The organism is Flavobacterium faecale (assembly GCF_003076455.1).
In the GTDB taxonomy this organism is placed as follows: domain Bacteria; phylum Bacteroidota; class Bacteroidia; order Flavobacteriales; family Flavobacteriaceae; genus Flavobacterium; species Flavobacterium faecale.
This window is the reverse complement of sequence record NZ_CP020918.1, coordinates 277,914-295,781: the sequence shown is the minus strand read 5'-3', so window position 1 is coordinate 295,781 and position 17,868 is coordinate 277,914. Positions and strand designations below refer to the sequence as shown.

Here is a 17,868-nt window from a genome sequence, read left to right as displayed (position 1 = left end):
TTGATGAAGAAGTATTTTAAAATAATTGTCACTGTCTCGTTCTTACTGTGTTTCTTTTTCAATAATGCTCAAGAGCGCATATTAAATTTTGATACAACGATCAAAATAGAGCATTCTGGAGTAATTCAGGTAAACGAAACAATAACCATAAAGGCAGAAGGGCAACTATTTGTGCACGGTTTGTTACGGCAATTGCCATTAAACCGAAAAGATATTGATGGCAATGCTGTCGATGTGGGTTATACACTGCAATCGATCAAAAAAGATGGGGTTTCTGAAAATTATTTCACAAAAGAAGCCGACGGTGATTTCAAAATATACATTGGGGACAAAGATATTGATCTGCCTTCAGGTATTTATGAGTACGAAATAGTGTATACTGTTCCGTTTCAAATTGGGTATTTTGATTCATACGATGAATTATATTGGAACGTAACGGGAAACGGTTGGGATATTCCAATTGATAAAGCAAGTTGTACTTTGTATCTACCAAATGAGAATGCTACTTTTGGAAATGTAAATGCGTACACTGGCTATGAAGGAGATAAGGGTTCGCAAGGCACAGCAAGTTTGGATTCCAACAAAACAATTGCTCATTTTTATGTTACAGGATTAGGCGCCACTCAAGGCTTAACTGTAGCAGCTTCATTTGATAAAGGCATTGTTTTACCACCGAGTAAAATCCAGGAAGCATCTTCTTTTTATAAAAAAATTAAAAACAATTTATGGTCTACAGTTTTTGGACTAGGAATGTTGCTATTCTATTTTTTTCAATGGAAGAAAAAAGGGAAGGATCCTGTTATAAAAACAATTGTACCCGAATTTAGACCTCCCTTTGATTGGTCACCCGCTATTGTGGGCTACGTGTACAATAGAGCAGTGACCGACGGAATATATATGGCATCGATGGTGCAAGTAGCTATCAAAGGAGCGATAAAAATAACCTCTACCATCGAAAAATCGCTTTTCACAACTAGTACAGTATACCAGATAGAGGTATTAAATGCTTCTCCAAATAATTTAAGTGAGGAGGAAAAAGCACTTTTTAAGCCCATGGCGAGCAGGAAGAAAATAATTGTAAGTCAAACTAGTTACAGGGTTTTTGAAAAAGCGTACAAGGGTTGGTTGTCTGTAGTAACCAAAAAAATAAATGTCGAAGACTACTATATCAACAATGGTTGGGAGAAAACAATTGGGTTTTTGATTTTTATTAATGTGGGGCTGGTCTTTTTGATTCTAAGTCATACTAATGGATATATGAATTACTTTTTTTATATCGTCCTAGTAATCGGATCATCGTCCTTAACCTATTGGGTGTCGAAAACAGTGAAAGGTTCGGGTTGGATAATTCTTAGAGGTATTTTGTGTTTTATGTGGTTGTTGCCTGCAATATTTATTTATTTTGCCTCCTTGTTCTTTAGATCTTGGATCGAAATTGGAGTGCAAGTTGCGGTATTTATCGGCTATCTTATTTACAGTTTTAATTTAGGAAAGTACACTGTCAAAGGAGCCGAATCGTTGGAGAGACTAGAAGGCTTTAAGCTGTATTTGGAAACTGCAGAGAAAAACAAAATGAACATGCTTAAACCACCAGAATTAACTCCGGCTTTGTTTGAGGAGCTGTTGCCATATGCAGTTGCCTTGGAAGTAGATGTGGCTTGGGGAAAACAATTTGAAACGATTCTTGAACTAGCCAAATATGATCCTAGTTGGTACTCCGGCGATGATGGTTTTAGAAATTCAAGTCATTTTATATCGAGCATTTCTAAAAATGTAAGCAATTCTAGAGTTGATCCTACACCTTCAAGGTCATCGTCTTCCTCTTCTAGTGGAAGCAGCGGAAGCTGGAGCGGTGGTAGTTCAGGTGGCGGAAGCTCTGGCGGCGGCGGTGGTGGTGGTGGTGGTGGCGGCTGGTAGTTGCTGCCTACATCTTAACTGTTATAGAAAACATCGTTAAATCAACTAGGTGTTTTGCATACTTCAACCGAATCGTTGGTCATCTGTTTGTTTATGATAGTTATGATTAGAAGTTAATTTTGAATCTACAAAACGTACAAGAGAAATATACATGAATATAACCACAAAACACGCGTGAATGATAGGAGCTAGCTATCGAAGTGGCGTAGGTGTGAGACTTGCATTTTGCTCATGTCAAAAGTCTTAATTAACTATTTCTGTGTTATCATACTATGAAAAACTATGCGTGCACGAGCGAGACGCTAGCGCTAGCATGGGAAAATTTGACGTTAGTATGCATTTCTGCCAGAAGTATTATAATTCAGTGCATAAGTCATTGTAATACTCAACTATTTCTTTTAAATCACTTTCTGTTAATTCATTCGATTTAATCTTCTTGATTAGAGTTTGACAATCAATTAGGTAGTTCATTGTTCGTTTTTTCTATTTATTGAAAAGTTCACAATTTAAACATGAAGGATACTCCTCATTTTTCCTGATTAGAAAGTTGGTTATTTTTGTTATTTTTCGGCTAGTTCCATACATATTATTTCCATACATATTAGTTCCAAAATTATAATTCGATATCCAAGAAGAGTCAGTCAGTCTATAAAGGGAAACTTCTCCTTCGGTAACTAGCTCCATTAGAACAGGGTCATTAGTTTTGTTTAATTTAATGTATTTATATACTTGTTTTTCGAAAAAATGTTGAAATTCAATTTTATCTACCATTTCAAAATCCCAAGAGTCAGCTTTACTCTCTAATGAAACTCTAAATTTTATCTTATTATTTTTAATTAATCCTTAGCCTATTATTGAACCTCCATCTTTGAAGAAGATGGTAGCATCTATTGTTTGAGAAAAGCAATTAAGGCTCAGTAGGATAAATGATAATACTAGAAAATTAGTCAGTTTGTTCATATGTTACTATTTATAAAGAGAGCAAGTTTATGCGTTTTTTCTGAATCCACAAAACGTAAAATAGAAATATACACGTATACTACTCCAAACAAGCTTGAATGTTAGGAGCTAGCTATCGAAGTAGGGTAGGTGTGAGACTTGCACTTTACTCGTGTCAAAAGTCTTAATTGACTATTTCTATGTTTTCATACTATGAAAAACTTTGCGTGCACGAGCGAAACGCTCGCGCTAGCATGAGGCAGAGCCTTGCGCTAGCATGGGAAAATTTGACGTTTGCATGCATTTCTGCCAGAAGTATTATAATTCAGTGCATAAGTCATTGTAGTACTCAACTATTTCTTTTAAATCACTTTCTGTTAATTCATTCGATTTAATCTTCTTGATTAGAGTTTGACAATCAATTAGGTAGTCCATTGTTCGTTTTTTCCATTTATTGAAAAGTTCACAATTTAAACATGAAGGGTACTCCTCATTTTTCCTAATTACAAAGTTAGTTATTTTCGTGATTTTAGTATTTCCTACATACTGATTATATCCAAAATTATAATTCGATATCCAAGAAGAATCAGTCAGTCTATAAAGGGAAACTTTTCCTTCGGTAACTAGCTCCATTAGAACAGGGTCATTAGTTTTGTTTAATTTAATGTATTTATATACTTGTTTTTCGAAAAAATGTTGAAATTCAATTTTATCAACCATTTCAAAATCCCAAGAATCAGCTTTACTATCTAATGAAACTCTAAATTTTATCTTATTATCTTTAATTAATCCGTAGCCTATTATTGAACCTCCATCTTTGAAGAAGATAGTAGCATCTATTGTTTGAGAAAAGCAATTAAGACTCAATAGGATAAATGATAATACTAAGAAATTAGTCAGTTTGTTCATATGTTACTATTTATAAAAAGAGCAAGTTTATGCGTTTTTTCTGGATCTACAAAACGTTAAACAGAAATATACATGAATGCAACCACGATACCTGCGTGAGGGATAGAGGCGGTATCCTCGTAGTGAAACGAAGAGATATAGCCGAAAGCCCGACAACAGTAGTAAAAGGGGCTTTGTCACCGCAAAGGAAAGTAAGCCCCTTTTGATACTGGTGGCACGCCCATACTTAGACAAGCTCAGTATTTTTCAATTATAATACAAAATAAAAATGCCTCAAGAACTGAATCTTGAGGCATTGTAATCTATAATCGAAAAAAGAATTAAGCTGCCAAAGCGTCTTTGATTCTTTTTAAAGCTTCTTTCAAAATGTCGTCGCTTGTTGCATAAGAGAAACGGATACAGTCTGGGTTACCAAAAGCATCACCTGTTACAGTAGCTACGTTTGCTTCGGCCAAAAGGTACATCGATAAATCCATTGCATTTTTGATTTCAGTTCCTCTCAATGTTTTTCCGAAGAATGAAGATACATCTGGGAAAACGTAAAATGCTCCTTCTGGAACGTTGATTTTTACTCCTGGAATTTCTTTTAACAATCCAACTACCAAGTCTCTACGAGAATGGAAAGCATCAACCATGTGCTTTAACACAGATGGATCTGAATCTACTGCTGTGATTGTTGCGCGTTGTGCTGGTGAATTGGCTCCTGAAGTTACTTGACCTTGAATTTTGGTACAGGCTTTTGCAATAAATTCTGGTGCTCCAATATAACCAATACGGTATCCTGTCATAGCAAATGCTTTGGCAACTCCGTTTACAGTGATCGTTTTGTCAAACATACCTGGGATAGAGGCAATGCTGCAAAAAGTTCCAGAGAAGTTGATGTGCTCATAGATCTCATCTGCTACAACGTAGATGTTTGGGTATTTTTCTAATACTGCTGCAAGCGCTGTTAATTCCTCACGGTTGTAAACTGATCCTGATGGGTTACAAGGTGATGAAAACCACATCATTTTTGTTTTTGGTGTGATGGCTGCTTCTAGCTGTGCAGGTGTCATTTTGAAATCGGTATCGATAGAAGTAGGAACTTCAACCGGTACACCACCTGATAATTTTACGATTTCGAAGTACGAAACCCAGTAAGGTGCAGGCAAGATAACTTCGTCACCATCGTTTAGCATTACTTGTGCAATGTTGTACAATGATTGTTTTGCTCCTGTAGAAACTACGATATTTGCTGGTTTGTAATCCAACTCGTTGTCTCTTTTGAATTTTCTGCAAATAGCATCTTTTAGCTCACCGTATCCATCTACTGGAGAGTAGGTGCTATAGTTTTCATCTACAGCTCTTTTTGCTGCTTCTTTGATAAAGTCTGGTGTGTTGAAGTCAGGTTCTCCTAAACTTAAACTGATAATGTCTTTTCCTTGCGCTTTTAATTCGCGAGCCAATGCTGCCATTGCCAATGTTTGCGAAGTAGCCAAATTGTTAATTCTGTCTGAAAGAATATGGTTCATTAAGGTTGATTTAAAAGGCTTGGTCTCTGTGAAGAAACCAAAGCGGTTACTGATTTATTTTTTTTTATTGCGTAATTTCTGGTTGCATTCCTAAATCTCTCAAATGTTTCATGTGGGCTGCCACAGCGCTAAACATGGTTTTATATTCGAAATAGGGAAGGTTGCATTCGCTTGCCGTTTGTTTGACAAACTGAGCAATTTTTCCGTAATGGATATGGCTAATGTGTGGGTACAAATGGTGCTCAATTTGGTGATTAAGCCCTCCTGTATAATAGTTAAGTAGCCAGCTTTTTGGTGCGAAATTGGTTGTGGTGTACAATTGGTGTATTGCCCAAGTGTTTTCCATTTCGTTCAACTCATTTGGTGTTGGATTATCTGTTTCTTCCACCACATGCGCCAATTGAAAGACCATGCTCAAAATTAATCCTGCGGTATAATGCATGATGAAAAAGCCAATTAAAACTTTCCACCAAGTAAGTAACAACATTGGAACCACTAACCAAAAGGAGAAATATACAATTTTAGAAATGACTAATCCAGTCCATAATTTTTTTGGATTTGCTGGTCCACCGTAAGATAATTTTCTTTTTAGGTAAGCGCCCATTTGCTTGAAATCGGTTGTTAGGCACCAGTTGATGGTTAATAAGCCGTAAGCAAACAAAGCATAATATTGTTGAAATCTATGAAAACTATACCATTTGGCATGTTTGGTGAATCGAATGATTCGTCCTGCTTCAAGATCTTCATCATGTCCAGGTATGTTGGTATAGGTGTGGTGTAAAACATTGTGTTGTACTTGCCAATTGTAAACGTTTCCAGCTAGAATGTAGATACTACCTCCCATTATTTTGTTGATCCATGGTTTGGTCGAATAAGAGCCGTGATTACCATCGTGCATCACGTTCATACCTACGCCTGCCATACCTACACCCATGACAAAACTTAGGAGTAAATGGATGCCAAATGGCATGGTTGGTAAAAAAAGAAGTACGAAGTATGGAATGAAAAGTAACGAAAACATAATAGCTGTTTTGATATACAATTTCCAGTTCCCCGTTTTCTTAATGTTGTTTTCCCTGAAATATTCGTTTACACGAGAATTTAAAATTTTAAAAAATTTTAAAGCATCTTGTCTTGGAAAAGTTGGAGGAGTCAAATTCATAAATAGTTTAGGTTCTAATAGTTTGCAAAGGTAATTATTAAAAATTTCTATTTGCGAAATTCGGCTAAATTTTAAGATTTAAAAGTGTTACTTTTGTTAAAAAATTAGACAATGGACGAGATTTTGAAGTATTTTCCAGATTTGACGGAAATTCAGAAAGAACAATTTGAAAGATTGGATTTTTTATACCATGATTGGAACGAAAAAATCAATGTGATTTCACGAAAAGATATTGATTCACTATACACCAAACATATTTTGCATTCGTTGGGAATTGCAAAAATCATGAAGTTTGAACCAGGTACGTATGTTTTGGACGTAGGTACAGGTGGAGGTTTTCCTGGAATTCCGTTAGCGATTTTATTTCCAGAGACTCGTTTTTATTTGATTGATGTAATCGCCAAAAAAATAAAAGTAGTACAAGGAGTTTCTGATGCTTTGGGATTGAAGAATGTTAAAGCAGAGCAAATAAGAGCCGAAAATGTAAAAGGTGATTTTGATTTTATTGTTAGCCGCGCCGTTACCAATATGCCGGATTTTGTTTCGTGGGTAAAAACTAAAATCAAAAAACAGCACAAACACGCATTGAAAAACGGAATCTTATATCTAAAAGGAGGTGATCTAACCGAAGAATTGAAGGATTTCCCTAAGGCTACAGAGTATGATTTAGCTACGATTTTTGAAGATGAATTTTTCGAAACAAAAAAAGTAGTACACTTACCGTTAAAGTTTGTGGTATAGAAAAAAGTTTAAAGGTTTGATTGTTTAAAAGTTTAAATAGCGACCGAGAATATCGGTTGAAGATTGATTTTTATTTCTTTTTTTTAAATCTATAATTATAAAAGCCCACAAGATTTCAAAATTGAAATCTTGTGGGCTCTTTTTTTTCTCCCCCTTCAGGGGGCTAGGGGGTACGCCCTCGAGGGACTATTCTCCCAAAAACGGGTATCTGTAATCTACTGGAGTTACAAAAGTCTCTTTGATTGTTCTAGGTGATGCCCAACGCAATAAGTTCAAAGGTGAACCTGCTTTGTCATTTGTTCCTGAAGCTCTTGCTCCACCAAAGGGTTGTTGTCCTACTACGGCACCTGTTGGTTTATCATTGATATAGAAGTTACCTGCAGCGTTTTGTAATTTTACAGTAGCTACTTCAATTGCGTAACGATCGGTACTGAAAACAGCTCCTGTTAATGCATACTCAGAAGTTGAATCTACTAATTCAAGCGTCTCTTCCCATTTTGCATCTTCATAAACGAAAATAGTCATCACAGGTCCGAATAATTCGGTTTCCATTGTTGAGTAATGCGGGTTTGTAGTAACAATAACCGTTGGCTCGATAAAGTATCCAACTGATTTGTCATAGTTCCCTCCAACGATGATTTCAGCGTCAGTATCTTTTTTGGCTTGGTCAATAAAGCTCGCTAGTTTGTCAAAAGAACCTTCGTGAATTACTGCAGTAATAAAATTGCTAAAATCTTCGGGAGATCCCATTTTCATTGATTTTACATCAGTGATGATTTGCTCTTTTACCGCTGGCCACATACTTTGTGGTACGTAAGCTCTTGAAGCTGCTGAACACTTTTGACCTTGAAATTCGAATGCTCCACGTACAATTCCTGTAGAAACTTGTTTTGGGTTAGCGCTTGAGTGTGCGATGATAAAATCTTTTCCTCCAGTTTCTCCTACGATTCTTGGGTATGTTTTATAGTGGTGAATGTTAGTTCCTATTTTTGCCCAGATATCCTTAAATACATGAGTTGATCCTGTAAAGTGTAATCCTGCGAAGTCACGGCTTGCCAAAACGGTATCAGTTACCATTAAAGCGTCTCCAAAAACTACGTTGATAACGCCATCAGGAACTCCAGCTTCTTTGAAAACTTCGATAATGATTTGAGCCGAGAATACTTGGCTATCACTTGGTTTCCATACCACAACGTTACCCATCATAGCAGCACTCGCTGGCAAGTTGGCAGCAATTGCTGTAAAGTTAAAAGGAGTGATCGCATATACAAATCCTTCAAGAGGACGGTATTCCAAGCGGTTCCACATATCAGATGAAGACGAAGGTTGGTCAGCATATATTTGAGTCATGAACTCTACGTTAAAACGTAAAAAGTCAATTAACTCGCAGGAAGCATCAATTTCTGCTTGGTGAATATTTTTTGATTGTGCGATCATTGTCGCTGCATTGATTCTTGCTCTGTAGGGGCCTGCAATTAATTCAGCTGCTTTCAAAAATATAGCTGCTCTTTGTTCCCATGCCATATTTGCCCATGCTGTTCTAGATGCTAATGCGTTTGCAATAGCTTTCTCTACATGAGATTTCTCAGCAAGGTGGTACGTACCTACAACATGCTTGTGATCGTGCGGAGCGGTCATGTTTTTGGTGTTCCCAGTTCTAATCTCTTCGCTTCCGATGTACAACGGAACGTCAATTTTAGTATTCCACATTTTCGAATAAGCTTCTAGTACTGCTTTTTTTTCTGGTGAATTTGGAGCATACGTTTTTACGGGTTCGTTAACAGCTTTTGGTGTCTTGAAAAATCCTTTTAGCATGGTGTTATTGTTTATTTGTATTTAGAATTAGAAAGTATTTTTACTCATTTTATAACAAAAAAGTAAAAATCACACACAAAAATACATAGATATTTTTACATCTAAACTAGATTTGGCTAAAGAATAACGGGTAAAAAGGGGATTTTACTTAATTTAATGCAAAAGGAGCACACAATCGGAATGTCGGAATGTATACTTTGAAATTTTTTGCATTACTGAAGTTGATCATATTAAAATGACCTTTCATGGCGCCATAAGGAGAGGCAAGTAAACATCCTGAGCTGTAAGTGTGTTGCTCGCCCGGTTTTAAAACGGGTTTTTTGCCAACGACTCCTTCTCCGTCAACTATTTCTAATTCCTTTAGTGAATCAAAAATTTCCCAGTGACGTGATGTAAGTTGTACTGAATCTTTACTATGATTTTCTATCATAACCTCGTAACTAAAGGCAAAATGAATCTTGTAGTTTTTGAAGTACGTGCCTTCAAAACTAGTCAAAACTGAAATTTTTATACCTCTTGTAATTTGAGTAACCATGATAAACTAATAAGTAGTTGTGTTATACTAAACAAAAATACAAAAAAAGGATTTACTAAGCCGTCTTTAAATTGTTATTTTTTAATTAACCACATTTGTAGATACGGCCGATCCTTTCCCGATTACACGATCGTATCGTCCAGTATTGTCTCGATAATAGGCAAGGATAGTATATTCATTTTCAGTTTGGTAGAAATTACCATCAATGCTGTTTTCATTGTCAATTACACCTTCGCTATCGGCTACGACATATTTGTAATTTGTAAAGCCTTGCTTGATTAACATTGCTTTTTCATAGACACCCTTCTTCTCGTTATAATCCATTTTGGACTCGGCTCCAAGGTTGTAATTGTTAAACATTCCAACAACATAAACGTTTTTTTTCTGGTAGAAAGATGGTGCAGAAAGTGTAAAGTATATCCAAGAATAATCAGCTTCGATTTCGTTATTCTCAGCATTGGCATTCAAAACCACAAAATTCCCATTGACATCTTGGTAAAATGTATAAGGAGCATTTGCTCTCGCTTGATGAGGAAATAAATAGGTGCTATAGATGTCGGTACTGCTGTCCACTTTTGCAATAAAATTGGCAGGAAAACGAATGTTTTTATTTTCGAAATATAAAAATTCATTGCCAGCCCAAAACTGTGTCTCGGTATCGTACTTATAAATCAAATTGTTACCCATCGTATATTGTGGAACGATATTTTTGATGGCCATATTAAAGTTACCATTTTGAAAAATTGAAACTCTCACGTTTTTAATTGGGTTTTGAAACGTGATGGTGTTTGACGAAATGGAGAAATCCATGTTGTGTTTGAAGGTCAGGTTTTTTATCGTACGGGCACGTTTAACCTGCATTGGAATGGTAGCTAAATCTTCATACAAGATAAAACGTCTGCTAAAGAGAAGTTCCCTACTTTCATTCATGATCCTCAAAATATAGTTTCCGCTTAACTTAATTTGGGTTGTATATTGATTTGGAATCGACAAAGCAAAATGCGAGTAGATTTGTAATGTATTGAAGGAGTTAGTGACTGTTTGAATGCGCTGATTGTCAATGCCACCCAAATATTCAATTTTCGGAATAGGAGACGGATTCCAATTATAATCGCAATGTACAATTTCATAAAAATAATCAGCACTGTTGCCGTACAGGTCATCAAATTGAAATTGAAACCCTGACCCTAATTCAAAAATCGGAACCATGTTGGTACTGTTTTGAACAAACGAAACCGTTTTGATGTTGTATGGCGGCGTAATTTCCGACTCTACTTGAGAGAATAAGAATTGGATGGTAAATAATAGGAAAAAAGTAGTTATTCTTTTCATGGAAACATTGTTTTTAAAAAAAAGCTAAATATACTAATTTATAATTGGTGTTTGAATACGTACAGTAGTATTGAATAATTACTAAATGTAAGAAATGTGTTAAAATAGTCTTACAAAAATTATTTTTTTTGATTTTAATCAATACCTTTATTGAAACTAAAATAACATTTATGAAACAATTTTCTAGAGTTACTCTCGGACTTATATTGTGTTCTTCAGCAGTCTTTGCGCAAGATATGGATCTTTCTAAAAAAATCCCTACTGATCCATCTTTCAAAACTGGTGTTTTGTCCAATGGATTAACCTATTACATCAAGAAAAATGCCAAACCAGAAAACAAAGTAGACTTGCGACTTGTGGTGAATGCAGGATCTATTCTTGAAAATGATGATCAAAAAGGTTTAGCGCATTTCATGGAACACATGAACTTTAATGGAACAAAGCGCTTTCCTAAAAATAAATTAGTGGATTACCTCCAAAGTATTGGAGTGAAATTTGGACAGCATTTGAATGCCTACACAAGTTTTGACGAAACGGTTTATTTTTTACCTATCCCATCTGACAGTCCAGAAAAATTAGAAAACGGATTTAATATCATTGAAGATTGGGCTTTTAATGCCGATTTGACTCCAGCAGAAATCGAAAAGGAAAGAGGAGTAGTGTTAGAAGAATATAGATTGGGTCTTGGTGCCGATAAAAGAATGATGGGCCGTTACTTGCCTAAAATGATGTACAAAAGTCATTATGCAGATCGTTTACCAATTGGAGAAAAAGAGATTTTAGAAACATTCAAATACGATAAAATTGTAAACTTTTACAAAGATTGGTACCGCCCAGATTTGATTAGTGTAATTGTGGTAGGTGATATCGATGTCGATGCGATGGAGAAAAAAGTGAAAGATCATTTCTCTAAGTATAAAAATCCAGCAAATGAGAAGGAAAGAAAAATATTTGACGTACCCAATCATAAAGAAACATTAGTAGCAGTAGAAAGTGATAAAGAATCACCTTATACTATGGTTCAATTAATGTATAAAGATTACGGAACGCCAAAAAAAATGGTAACTATTGGTGATTATAGAGAGAATTTAACCGAAAGTTTATTTGCTACTATGATAAACAATAGAATACAAGAATTAATTAATTCGGCTACGCCACCTTTTACTTATGGTTACTCTTTTCATGGAGGAACGTATGCACGAACCAAAGAAGCGTATCAATCTTTCGCGGTTGTTTCAGAGGAGAATCAGTTAGCGGCGATCAAAGTTTTGGCAATTGAAAATGAACGTGCTAAAAAGTTTGGATTTACCGAAGGAGAATTAGAAAGAGCCAAATCTGAAGTTCTTGCTCAATACGAGAAGCAATATAATGATCGTGATAAAACAGAATCGGAAAAATTTGTAAGTCAATATCAAGCTCAGTTTTTAGAGCAGGAGCCTTCGCCAGGAATCGAATGGGAATATATAACTACAAAACAATTATTGCCTTCTGTTACGTTGGCTGATGTTGCTACATTCATGAAGGACTTAGTAAAAGAAGACAATAGAGTGGTTATTATAACTGGTCCAGAAAAAGAAGGATTGGTAAAAGTGACAGAAAAAGAAGTGTTAGATGCATTGAAAATTAGTGCTGATGAAATCACACCTTATACCGATTCAAAAGCAGTTGCTAGCTTACTTCGTACAGAAGTGAAACCGGGCACGATCGTGAAGAAAGAAACAGATACAAGCTTAGGATTAACGACTTTGTTTCTTTCGAATGGTGCAAAAGTGAAGTATAAAAAAACTGACTTCAAGAATGACGAAATTTTGATGGATGCGGTTAGTTTCGGAGGTACTAATACCTATTCTAACGAAGAAATTATCAAAACCCAATTTGCAAATGGTGCTTTGGCTGAAGCAGGTTTTTCAGGTTTGAAATTGAATGATATTAATAAATTCATGTCGGGTAAAATAGCTTCGGTTACTCCTTATATTGGTACTATTACCGAAGGACTCAAGGGTAGTGCTACTCCAAAGGATTTAGAATATTTATTCCAAAGTACCTATGCTTATTTCACCGATTTAAATATGGATCAAGAAGCTTTTGAAGGTTTCAAACAAAAGCAATCTGCTTTTTACAAAAATATGGCTTCACGACCTTCGTTTTATTTCCAACAAGAACTCTACGCATTTTTAAAGAAAGAAGATCCTAGATTTATCGGAATTGTTCCAACAGATAAAACATGGGCACAAACAGATTATGCTTTAGCTTATAAAAAGTACAAAGAGCGTTTTGCCAATGCGGGAGATTTTGAATTCTTTTTTGTAGGTAATGTAGATGATAAAGTTATGGAGGAATATGCTGCTAAGTACATTGCATCATTGCCGTCTACGGATAAAAAAGATGTTGTAAAAGATCTTGGATATAGATCGCTAAAAGGTGATCTGAAAAAAGTAATCAATAAAGGAACAGATCCTAAAAGCACTGTTTCAATTATGTTTTACGGAGATGCTATTTATTCTGATAAAGAAGCTTTGACAATAAACGCGTTAGCCGAAGTTTTAACGATTAAATTAATTGAAGAATTAAGAGAAAACGAAAGTGGTGTTTATGGTATTGGAGCAAGAGGTAGCATGAATAAAGTTCCTAATGGTTCTTTCAATTTTAGTATTAATTTCCCTTGTGGTCCTGAAAATGCTGAGAAGTTAACAGCTTCTGCATTGAAAGAATTACAAAAAATCATTGATAATGGTCCAGACGAAAAAGATGTGGCCAAATTCAAGCAAGCCGAATTATTGGAATACAAAAAGGATATTAAAGATAATAACTTTTGGTTAAGCAATTTTACACAATCGTATATTGACGGAAAAAGTCCAAATAAGATTTTTCAAGTAGAAGAAGCGCTTAATAAAGTTACTGCTAAGGATATTCAAGCTGTTGCTAAAAAATATCTAACAAAAGATAAAGTAATTGCGATGTTAATGCCTGAGGTACAAAAATAATTAGATTACAATTTAAAACAAAGATGCCCGCTAAACTATTTTTAGCGGGCATTTTTTTTGCTATTTAGTAATGTCGTCTGACTGTAAAAATGTACAGGCAGTATGCCTTTAGAACAAAAGTATTGCGTAAAACAAAGCTTAATGACTTTGCGTCTTAGCGATAAATTTATTCTAAAATATAACTCAAATTGGCCTCAATATCCGGACTCATACTATTATCATCTAACAATGAATCAGAAAGTAGTTTTTTGGTTTCTTGTAATCGAATGATTTTCTCCTCAACCGTATTTTTGGATATAAATCGAATGACGTTCACTTTGTTCAATTGACCAATGCGATGTGCACGACCAATTCCCTGCTTTTCAGCAAAAGGATTCCACCAAGGATCTAGAAATAAAACATAGGATGCTTTGGTGATATTCAGGCCAACGCCACCTGCTTTAAGCGAAATGAAAAAGACCAAAATATCCTCTTGCTCCTGGAAGCGGTTTACAGCAATTTCACGATCTTTTTGATCGGTAGCACCCGTTAGCTCGCAAAATTTAATTTTGTTGGCGATGCACCACTCTTTATAAAATCCTAAATTCGAAACAAACGAGCTAAACACAATCGTCTTCTGTTTGGACTGAATTAAAGTCGTCAAATAATCGGTTACGGCATTAAATTTACCAGAATCCAGATCTGATTTGGCGTCAATCATTTTAGGATGGTTGCTCAACTGTCGCAATCGCATCAAGGTGTTGATGATATTAATTTTGTCAGCCTTAGTCCCGTCTGTGCGTAGAAGTGCGTTGCGTGCCTTAGATTTTTCTTCTTCGTATAATTTCTCCTGCTCTTTTTCCATGTCGCAGTAGTAAATCTGTTCAGTCAATTCGGGTAGGTCATCCAAAACTTGTTCTTTAGTTCGCCTTAAAATGAACGGACTAATCAAGGTTTTAAGTTCTGCCAGAACGGTTTCGTCTTGATTCTTCTCAATCGGGATTTTATAATTTTGAACAAAAAAGGTATGACTGCCCAAAATAGCAGGGTTGATGAACTCCATTTGAGACCATAAATCATCCAACGAATTTTCGATAGGAGTACCGCTTAGTGAGATCCTATTATCAGCTTTGATTTGGTTAATCGCCTTAAAAATTTTAGAGTTTTTGTTTTTAATATATTGACTTTCGTCTAAAATTAAAAAACGAAATTGATACTTTTCTAAAATAGCAACATCTCGAGAAGCAATTGCGTAACTAGTAAAAACCAAATCGTAACGCGCTAGTTTCTTGGCAATCAACTTCCGTTCATTACCTACATATTGTATGCGACGCAAGTGCGGGGTGAATTTTCGTGCCTCGTTATACCAATTGAATACCAATGAGGAAGGAAGAACTACCAAAACCTTCAAATATTCTTTAGCTTGCGGAATCACATTACCAAATAAATCCAATTGCTCGGCTTCCCTTTGTTGGTTTTCGAGTTGCTCTTGTACCGATACCAATGTAGTTAAGGTTTGGAGTGTTTTCCCCAATCCCATGTCATCGGCCAAACAGGCGCCCATACCGTTTTGATAATGTTCCAACAACCATTTTACGCCTTCCGTTTGGTAGGGTCTCAAAGTTGCTTTGACCAATGGCGAAATCACAAATTCCGCTGTTAGTATTGGTTTTGTGTCCAATTGCAATTCGGGAATGGTATTCAAAATCGCAAAATTACTTTTGGGTAATTGTAACGTATTGTCAATTACCTTGGCAAGTTTGGCCAAAGGTGCGTAGTGCATCATCCATTCTTTCGGAATTAAAAAACAACTGCCATCGGGTAAAATGTATACTTGATTTTGCTGTTTTAGATTCGGAATAATTTCGCTAAAATTAAAACTAAATGCACCGCAACGAATCGTGATTTTAATGTCAAACCAATCGTTCTGAATCGCATTCGAAAAAGTTATTTCAGGTTTGTTAGTTTGAATTTTTTTTCCTTCCAATGAAAAAGTGTTCAACGCAAAGCCCAAAGATTGCAATTGTTCTTTGTTTTCTATAACCCACTGTATTGCGTCGTGTGGTGTACTATTTTCTGTTTGTAGCGAAAGGGTGAAAAAGCCATTATCTGTTTTATTAAAACCTAAATGGAGTAGTTTTTGTTCGAAAGTGCCTTCGCTTTCAGTATTACGTTTGTATTGAATGACTTTGATTTGTTCTGGATCGTCTAAATCAATTTCAGAATGGCTATTTTTGCTTTTCGAACCATCAAACAAATAGCCATTGTAGTCGAATTTTAGATTCAGATAATAGCATTTTTTAAAGAAATCGTGTACCGTTTCTAGTTGACAGCTGTGTATAACATTGCGTTGTAATATTTCAAAACCATCAGCAGTAACATCTACTTTTTTGACAATATCTTTGATGAATTTTTGAAAATATTCGGTCACCGTTCGAGCAGGAATATCTATTGTTTTTTTTGTCAAAAACGGTTTTATCTTTTTAGCGTCAATGGCATTTAGCGTTACCAATTTATCGTCAAGCACCAACCAAGCTGGCTCATTCAGAATAATGTCTATTTTCTTTTCAGAAGGATAAAAAACCTGTTCTTCTTCTGCCAATTGAAGGGTGTAGGTAATGCCTTTTTCTGTTTTTAGAAAATGAATTTTAGCTTCTAATGCTTTATTTTGGGTCGAAATAGCACTTTTTTGAAAATCTTTGTCCTTGTTTAACGCAAAACAGATCGGAAAAGAGTGAGTGTTCACTAGTTTTAAAAATTCGGCTAATTGTATTTCTTGATACAACTGAATTCCCGTCGCAAGTTTTGTATCCTTTCGAAGGTCTTCAATGCTTTTTTTGGTTTTTCCGGTATTGAATTTTTTAGCTACTGCTTCACTAGTTAATTTTTCACAAATAGAAAGTGCTCTTTGTGCCTCTTTCGATAAGGAGTTTATTTCGATTCCGTAACTTTTTAAAACTTCAGGACTGGCTTTTTTGTCCAAATAGCCAATCGGTAGACCTTCGGAAACGACATAAACTGTCGGAACGTAAAAATTACTTTTTACATCCCAACTCAAATCAAAACAAAAAGGGTGTTTTGCTACTGTTGTCACAATTATAATTTGGTTTTTAACGATTAGAGGTAACCGTTTTTCACTAGTAAGGGATTAAGGAAATTAAGCATGCGACTCAATTATCTTAATCCCTTAAATGGAAATTTTATAGTTTTTGTTTTACTTATTTAAAGCACACAGGAATAATTTCGCCTTTGGCTAAACAATATTTCTCAACCAATTCGGGTGCTATTTTATTGGTGTAATCTTCTTCGATAACTGTAAATCCAATCGAACGCAATTTGTCAAAATAGTCACGACCATAAATACGCACATGATCGTATTGACCAAATATTTTTGCGCGTTCTTTTTGATCGGTAATGGTATCGTCTGCAAAAGTTACGGCACGTTTCAAATCTTGCGGAATTTGTAAAATCGCCATTCCACCCGGTTTTAATACACGGTAAAGTTCCTGCATGGCTTTGGTATCGTCCGGAATGTGTTCCAAAACGTGATTACACAAAATAACATCATACTGATTGTTCTCAAATGGCAAATCACAGATATCCGCCTTCACATCTGCCAATGGCGAAAATAAATCAGTTGTGGTATACTCTAAATTTTTTTGATTTCGAAACATCTTATAAAAAGCTTGCTCTGGAGCAAAATGCAATACTTTGAGTGGTGCTGTAAAAAACTCGGTCTGATCATTTAAATACAACCATAACAATCGGTGTCTCTCCAATGACAAAGTACTTGGCGAAAGCACATTATTGCGCTGCGTCTCGTACCCATAAGGCAACATCGATTTGAAACTTTTCCCATCAATAGGATCAGTAAATTTATCTCCCTTCAAAGTAAAAGCAATTATAGGGCGCGCCACATAACTCAAACGAATAAGTAAGGGGCGAGGAATGGTATTAAGTATAAGTTTAAACACAGATTTCATGGGTTACTATTTTGACACGAAGTTCACGAATTAGCACTAATTGATTGGGCTAAAGGAATTT

Annotated in this window: 11 protein-coding genes; 3 read left to right on the top strand and 8 right to left on the bottom strand. The window is 35.6% G+C overall.

What is annotated here, in order from left to right; all coding sequences use genetic code 11:
* Nucleotides 1-3: 3 nt before the first annotated feature.
* Nucleotides 4-1,917 carry a DUF2207 domain-containing protein gene (locus tag FFWV33_RS01350; protein WP_108739232.1) on the top strand — a complete coding sequence of 638 codons (1,914 nt, stop codon included), beginning with the start codon at nucleotides 4-6 and terminating at the stop codon, nucleotides 1,915-1,917.
* A gap of 1,257 nt (nucleotides 1,918-3,174) precedes the next feature.
* Here FFWV33_RS01350 and FFWV33_RS01340 read toward each other — a convergent pair.
* From FFWV33_RS01340 to FFWV33_RS01330, 3 genes are all read right to left on the bottom strand, one after another.
* Nucleotides 3,175-3,765 carry a hypothetical protein gene (locus FFWV33_RS01340; RefSeq protein ID WP_108739230.1) on the bottom strand — a complete coding sequence of 197 codons (591 nt, stop codon included), beginning with the start codon at nucleotides 3,763-3,765 and terminating at the stop codon, nucleotides 3,175-3,177.
* A 320-nt stretch (nucleotides 3,766-4,085) separates the two neighbouring features.
* Nucleotides 4,086-5,276 carry a pyridoxal phosphate-dependent aminotransferase gene (locus FFWV33_RS01335; protein WP_108739229.1) on the bottom strand — a complete coding sequence of 397 codons (1,191 nt, stop codon included), beginning with the start codon at nucleotides 5,274-5,276 and terminating at the stop codon, nucleotides 4,086-4,088.
* A gap of 64 nt (nucleotides 5,277-5,340) precedes the next feature.
* The gene (locus FFWV33_RS01330) at nucleotides 5,341-6,438 is read right to left on the bottom strand and encodes a fatty acid desaturase family protein (RefSeq protein WP_108739228.1); all 1,098 of its coding nucleotides are present in this window, start codon (nucleotides 6,436-6,438) and stop codon (nucleotides 5,341-5,343) included.
* A 111-nt stretch (nucleotides 6,439-6,549) separates the two neighbouring features.
* On the opposite strand from FFWV33_RS01330, the gene rsmG reads away from it, so the two are divergent.
* On the top strand, nucleotides 6,550-7,179 hold the full coding sequence (rsmG, locus tag FFWV33_RS01325; RefSeq protein ID WP_108739227.1) for a 16S rRNA (guanine(527)-N(7))-methyltransferase RsmG: 630 nt from the start codon (nucleotides 6,550-6,552) through the stop codon (nucleotides 7,177-7,179).
* 186 nt (nucleotides 7,180-7,365) lie between these two features.
* Here the strand turns inward: rsmG and pruA are convergent, their stop codons facing one another.
* The 3 genes from pruA to FFWV33_RS01310 all read right to left on the bottom strand — a co-directional run bounded on the left by pruA (nucleotide 7,366) and on the right by FFWV33_RS01310 (nucleotide 10,861).
* Nucleotides 7,366-8,994, bottom strand: coding sequence for an L-glutamate gamma-semialdehyde dehydrogenase (gene pruA, locus FFWV33_RS01320; RefSeq protein WP_108739226.1), 1,629 nt, complete (start codon nucleotides 8,992-8,994; stop codon nucleotides 7,366-7,368).
* 148 nt (nucleotides 8,995-9,142) lie between these two features.
* Entirely contained in the window at nucleotides 9,143-9,529 is a 387-nt protein-coding gene (gene apaG, locus FFWV33_RS01315; RefSeq protein WP_108739225.1) for a Co2+/Mg2+ efflux protein ApaG, read from the bottom strand.
* Between the two features lie 81 nt (nucleotides 9,530-9,610).
* Nucleotides 9,611-10,861, bottom strand: a complete 1,251-nt coding sequence (locus FFWV33_RS01310; RefSeq protein WP_108739224.1) for a type IX secretion system plug protein — start codon at nucleotides 10,859-10,861, stop codon at nucleotides 9,611-9,613.
* A 170-nt stretch (nucleotides 10,862-11,031) separates the two neighbouring features.
* On the opposite strand from FFWV33_RS01310, the gene FFWV33_RS01305 reads away from it, so the two are divergent.
* A complete protein-coding gene (locus tag FFWV33_RS01305; protein ID WP_108739223.1) occupies nucleotides 11,032-13,845 on the top strand; it encodes a M16 family metallopeptidase in 2,814 nt (937 codons plus the stop codon).
* Between the two features lie 166 nt (nucleotides 13,846-14,011).
* On the opposite strand, the gene FFWV33_RS01300 is transcribed toward FFWV33_RS01305, so the two are convergent.
* Together FFWV33_RS01300 and FFWV33_RS01295 are read right to left on the bottom strand one after the other, a co-directional pair.
* Nucleotides 14,012-16,918 carry a DEAD/DEAH box helicase gene (locus FFWV33_RS01300; RefSeq protein ID WP_108739222.1) on the bottom strand — a complete coding sequence of 969 codons (2,907 nt, stop codon included), beginning with the start codon at nucleotides 16,916-16,918 and terminating at the stop codon, nucleotides 14,012-14,014.
* Between the two features lie 124 nt (nucleotides 16,919-17,042).
* Nucleotides 17,043-17,807 (bottom strand): class I SAM-dependent methyltransferase, encoded by a 765-nt coding sequence (locus tag FFWV33_RS01295; RefSeq protein WP_108739221.1) that lies wholly within the window; start codon nucleotides 17,805-17,807, stop codon nucleotides 17,043-17,045.
* Between the last annotated feature and the right edge of the window lie 61 nt (nucleotides 17,808-17,868).